The 5,243-nt window shown below is 63.3% G+C and carries 3 protein-coding genes and 1 pseudogene; 2 read left to right on the top strand and 2 right to left on the bottom strand.

Annotated elements, in window-relative coordinates; genetic code table 11:
• Positions 1 to 339: 339 nt before the first annotated feature.
• Together GHK62_RS22050 and GHK62_RS22045 are read right to left on the bottom strand one after the other, a co-directional pair.
• Positions 340 to 1,526, bottom strand: a pseudogene (locus GHK62_RS22050) (IS91 family transposase).
• Between the two features lie 13 nt (positions 1,527 to 1,539).
• Positions 1,540 to 2,427, bottom strand: coding sequence for a tyrosine-type recombinase/integrase (locus GHK62_RS22045; protein ID WP_153437046.1), 888 nt, complete (start codon positions 2,425 to 2,427; stop codon positions 1,540 to 1,542).
• Positions 2,428 to 2,884: 457 nt separating this feature from the next.
• Here GHK62_RS22045 and GHK62_RS22040 point away from each other — a divergent pair, with 457 nt between their 5' ends.
• Both GHK62_RS22040 and GHK62_RS22035 read left to right on the top strand, forming a co-directional pair.
• Positions 2,885 to 3,889 carry a LacI family DNA-binding transcriptional regulator gene (locus GHK62_RS22040; protein ID WP_184109057.1) on the top strand — a complete coding sequence of 335 codons (1,005 nt, stop codon included), beginning with the start codon at positions 2,885 to 2,887 and terminating at the stop codon, positions 3,887 to 3,889.
• Positions 3,890 to 3,931: 42 nt separating this feature from the next.
• Positions 3,932 to 5,215, top strand: coding sequence for an ABC transporter substrate-binding protein (locus GHK62_RS22035; protein ID WP_153441225.1), 1,284 nt, complete (start codon positions 3,932 to 3,934; stop codon positions 5,213 to 5,215).
• Positions 5,216 to 5,243 lie beyond the last annotated feature (28 nt).

Genomic DNA, 5,243 nt, shown 5'->3' with positions numbered 1-5,243 from the left:
CCTGAAGGTTTTTCGATGCGGGCCGCAGCGCGACGTTTGCCGCTGGCGTTGGGCGGCCCGCGTTGACAAACCTTGGAAGGAGGAAGCCGCGGAGGCTGGGTGGGACCTATGGGGAAAGCGCGGGGCCGCGGGCGTCTGTTGTGGACTTCGGCGCTGCCGACAGACGCAAAGGCGCCGACCCGAGGGTGTGGGAGGCGATGATCGGAAGCAGATCTGGCGGTCTCGTTGGTGCCGATTTCGACGCTTTTGCGATGCTCAGTGTTATTGGGCGCAAAGCGATCCGATCCCGGAATGCAGAGTGTTTTCGGGTCGGCTTTGGCCAATGTGACGGGCACCTTGTCATGCGGCCTGCTTTCTCGGTGGCGCCCGGGCTCTGGGTTTCTGACCGCGTCGGAAGATCTCGATGATGCGCATCGGGCCACCGCACTCGGGGCATGGCTGTCTCAGAGTGAGCGGGATCGTCTCAGCGCTTGGCGGATCATTGTGTTTGGCCGTTTCCGCTCCGAGCAGAGCGCGGATCTTTGCGACCTTGGTCTTGCGGCCCGCACTGGCGAGCAGGCCGTAATGGCGGATGCGGTGGAAACCGTCGGGCAGCACATGGAGCAGGAAGCGGCGGATGAACTCGTCGGTGGCCAGCCGCATCACCTTCTGACGGTCGCCGGTCTTGATCCGGTAGTCCTTCCAGCGGAAGGTGACGGTCTCGGCATCGGCGCTGATCAGACGGCTGTTGGAGATCGCCACCCGGTGGGTATAGCGGCTGAGATAGGCGAGCACCGCTTCGGGACCGCCGAACGGCGGCTTGGCATAGACGACCCATTCTGATTTGCGCACAGCCAGGCGGCGAACGCGTCAGCCTCTGCGAGAGCTGTCAGATCAGCGTAGAACCTCAGATCGCCGGCGCAATGCAGTGCCCGCAGCCCTGCGATAAACAACCGCCGGAACAGTCGCGACAGAACCCGCACCGGCAGGAAGAACCCGGGGCGGCATGAGATCCACCGCGTGCCATCCGGCGACAGCCCGCCGCCGGGCACGATGATGTGCACATGCGGGTGATGGATCAGCGCCGATCCCCAGGTGTGTAGCACGCTGGTCATGCCGATGTGCGCGCCAAGCTGCCGGGGATCGGCGGCGATAGTGCTCAGCGTCTCGGCCGATACCCGAAACAGCAGGTCGTAGACAGCTTTCTTGTTCCAGTAAGCGATCTGCGCGATCTCGGCCGGCAGGGTGAAGACCACGTGGAAATACTCGACCGACAGCAGGTCTTCGGCGCGGGCGGCCATCCAGTCGCGCGCCGCGGGGCCCTGGCACTTCGGACAGTGCCGGTTCTTGCAGGAATTATAGGCGATGTGGTTATGCCCGCACTTGGTGCAAGCCGCCACATGCCCGCCGAGCGCCTCGGTTCGGCAGGCTTCGATCGCCGCCATGACCTTGAGCTGGGTCAGGCTGACATGCCCGGCATTGGCTCGCCGCCACGCAGGCCCATAGGCTCGGAAGATGTCAGCGATCTCCAGCTTTTGCCGGGGCACCCCGGCGCGCGCTTCATTCCAGCCGACGCCTCAGGGTGAGATCCTCCAACTGCTTCAGGCGCTCGAACGGGCTGATGGTGTCGCGGATCAACTTGGTGGCGACGTGGGTGTAGCGGGCGGTGCTGCTCAGCTTGGCATGGCCGAGCAGAACCTGGATCACCCGCACGTCGGTGTTCGCCTCCAGCAGATGCGTGGCGAAGCTGTGGCGCAGGGTATGCAGCGTTGCGGGCTTGGCGATGCCCGCCATGTGCTTGGCCGCGGTGAAGGCCCGGTTGAGCTGGCGCGGCGAGATCGGATTGATCTTCGGCTTGCCGGGAAACAACCATCCCCGCGGACGCGCCTCCCGCCAGTAATCGCGCAGCAGATCCAGCAAGCCCGGCGATAGCATGGCCTTGCGATCCTTGCCGCCCTTGCCTTCTTCGACGTGGATCAGCATGCGCTCGCTGTCGATGTCAGTGACCTTGAGGTGGCACACCTCCGACGCCCGCAGCCCGGCGCCATAGCTGATGCTGAGCGCCGCCCGATACTTCAGCCCGGGCCCGGGAGCCGCGGCCAGCAGGTCGGCGACCTCCTCGACGCTCAAGACGACCGGCAGCTTCTGCGGTTTGCGTTGGAACTGCATGTACCGCTTCATCTCCTCGCGCCCGCAGGTGATCCCGAAAAAGAACCTGAGCGCGATGATCCGGACATTGAATGTCGAGGGCGTCACCCCGGCATTGGTCATGTGTAGCTGGTAGGCCCGCAACTCCTCCGGCGTCGCCGTGTCGGGTGAGCGCCCCAGAAAGGCCGCGAAATCCTTGATCGCCCGGATGTGGCCTTGCTGCGCCTTGTCGCCCATCCCGCGGATGCGCATGTCCTCGATCATCCGCTCACGCAGCGCGGTGGTCTTCTCCTCTGTCATCGGACCCTCCTGTCCATCAGATTGAGAAGTCTCAATCGTCAGGCCAGGAACCCGAGACACAAAGAACCGACGTCGATCAGGAAACGCACCGCCAGCCACAAGCGCCATTGCCGCGCGAGCGGCTTAGTCCCTCCACCCGAAGCGGAAGTCGACAACGGACCCGATGAATGGCCGCGATGCGGACAAGCCAGACCTTGCGGCTGGATCCTGCTCATGACCAATAGAGGCTAGGTAACGATGTGAGTATGACAGCCAACCATTGGCGTTTCCGCCGGATGGAAATCACCGCAAAGAATGATTGGTTGGCAAGACCTTCGAGGACATCCAGGGCAGTGTCTATCCGATCGGCCCAGGCACGGCCGGCGCGGGCATGGTCCTGCGTCGCTTTGCTGGCAGGTATTTGACTTAAGCCTCCGCGAATGTTACCACTGGGTAATCGATAACCCTAGGTGAAGCCGTGACCGTCTCCCTCAACGACATTGCCGAACGTGCGGGCGTCTCCGTCAAGACGGTTTCCGGTGCGCTGCATGGCGGCTCGGCCCGTATGGCTGAGACGACCAGGCAGCGCATCAAGGAGATAGCCGAGGAACTCGGCTACGTCACCAATCTCGCCGCACGCAGCATGCGGCAGGGCTGGATGCCGCTGATCGGCGTCGTTGCCGACGAGTTGATCACCTCGCCCTTCGCGACAGAAATCATCCGCGGGCTCGATGGTGCGGCGCGAGCCTCTGACATGGCCGTCTTTGCGATGACGGTGAACGGCAGCCGCGACCTTGGCGCGGTGATCGAGGAAGTGCGCCGCTTTCGGCCGCGGGCGATCGCCTATGCCGCCATGTACCACAAAACGGTCGCGCTGCCGGAGGAGTTTCTTGAGACAGTCGGCGTGATGGTCAATTGCCGCGAAGCGAACGACCGGGTGACCTCACTGGTACCGGATGAGTTTGGCGCCGCCCGTGACATCACCAGTTATCTGGTCGAGGCCGGACGAAAGAATATCGCCTTCATCAACCTGCCCGGCCTGCTCGCCGGCGAATTGCGCGAGGCCGGTTTCCGACAGGCGATCACCGAGGCGGGCCTCGATGGCGCCGGCGCCCGCGTATTGCCGGCTGTTCGCAGGGCGATTTACAGCGATAGGGCGCATAGCCTCGTTCTTTCCCACATTACCGAGCTGATGCGTGGACCGGACCGCCCGGACGCGATCCTGTGCGGCAACGACCGTGTGGCGATGGAGGCCTATGCGGCGCTGCGCCGCGTTAGCGCGCAGATCCCCGACGACGTCGCCGTGGCCAGCTTCGACAACCAGGTCGATATCGCCTCACGTCTCGATCCGCCCTTGACGACCATGGCCCTGCCGCATCGGGCGATGGGCCGGCTGGCCGCCGACATCCTGCTTGGCGGCGACACGACACCGGGCGAGTTGCACAAGCTTCCGTTCCAGCTGGTGGAGCGGTCATCCGTATAAATCAGTAGCCACGTAAAACCCCGTTGAGGAGGAGAAACAATGATGGGTAATCGTTTACTTTCGTTCCTAATGGCATCGGTCGCGTTCGGAGGCCTGGCCGAAGCAAAAACCGTCATTCACGTGATGCACCAGGGAGACCCCGGCTGGGTCTCGACCTATGGCGAAGTCGCCAAGCGCTTCGAGGCCGCGAACCCGGATGTCGACATCGAGCTCATCTATGCTCCCCACGACGCCTATAACGAGAAGTTCAGCGCCGCCGTCATGTCAAAGCAGTTGCCGGACGTCATGGAACTCGACGCGCCGTTCCTCGCAAACTACGTCTGGTCGGGCTACCTGCAGCCGATCAAGCCGCTGATCGACAAGGACATCCTCGACGACATGACGGAGTCCAACGTCGCACAGGGCACCTATCCGATCGACAAGGAACTCTACGCCGTCGGCCTCACCGACTCCTCGGTCGTGCTCTACGGCAACAGGAAATATCTCGAAGCGATCGGCGCCCGCATCCCGAATGGCGTGGACGACGCCTGGACGCGGGAGGAATTCGAGGATTACCTCGAAAAGCTCTCGAAGCTCGAGGGCGTCAAATGGCCGATCGACACGTTCCGTGGCTACGGCATCAAGACCGAGTGGATCACCTATGCCTACGGCCCCATCCTGCAATCGGCGGGCTGCGACCTCATCGACCGCAAGGCTTGGAAATCCGTGGGCACGCTCGACAGCGATGCTTGCGTCGATGCGCTGACGATGATGCAGAAATGGGTGAAGAACGGCTGGGTCGTGCCGCAATCCTCCGGCACCAACCAGTTCTTCGCCGAAGGTCATCCCGCGGCGCTCGCGCTCGGGGGCCACTGGATCTATGCGGAGGCTGCCGCCACGATGAAGGACGATATCGTCGTCATGCCGCTGCCGAAGTTTGGGCCGAAGGGCGCAAGCCCCAACGGCACCTGGATCTGGGGCATCACCACGGCGTCCGAGCATCCGGAGATCGCCGGCAAGTTCGTCAGCTTCATGCTCAAGGACAAGGCACTCCGCGACTATGCGAAGGAGGATTCCGCCTATCCCGGTTTGAAGAGCTTCGCCGCCGATTCGCCGCTTTACGCTAACGGCGGCCCGATGGCCGTCGCCTTCGAGCAGGCATCGAAGACGGCGATCGCACGGCCGCCGCATCCGGCCTATCCGATCATCACCTCGGCCTTCATGGGAGCAGTCGACGAGATCTTCAATGGCGGCGACGTCAAAGCTGCTCTGACGGCCGCGGCCGAGAAGATCGACGAGGACATCGAAGAAAACGATGGCTACCCGCCGTTCGACGAACAGCAATAGCCCGCGTGCGGCCGCGCGGCACCAATGC

The organism is Sinorhizobium terangae, from assembly GCF_009601505.1.
Lineage (GTDB): Bacteria > Pseudomonadota > Alphaproteobacteria > Rhizobiales > Rhizobiaceae > Sinorhizobium > Sinorhizobium terangae.
The sequence above is the reverse complement of the archived record's forward strand: the minus strand, read 5'-3'. Positions and strand labels throughout refer to the sequence as shown.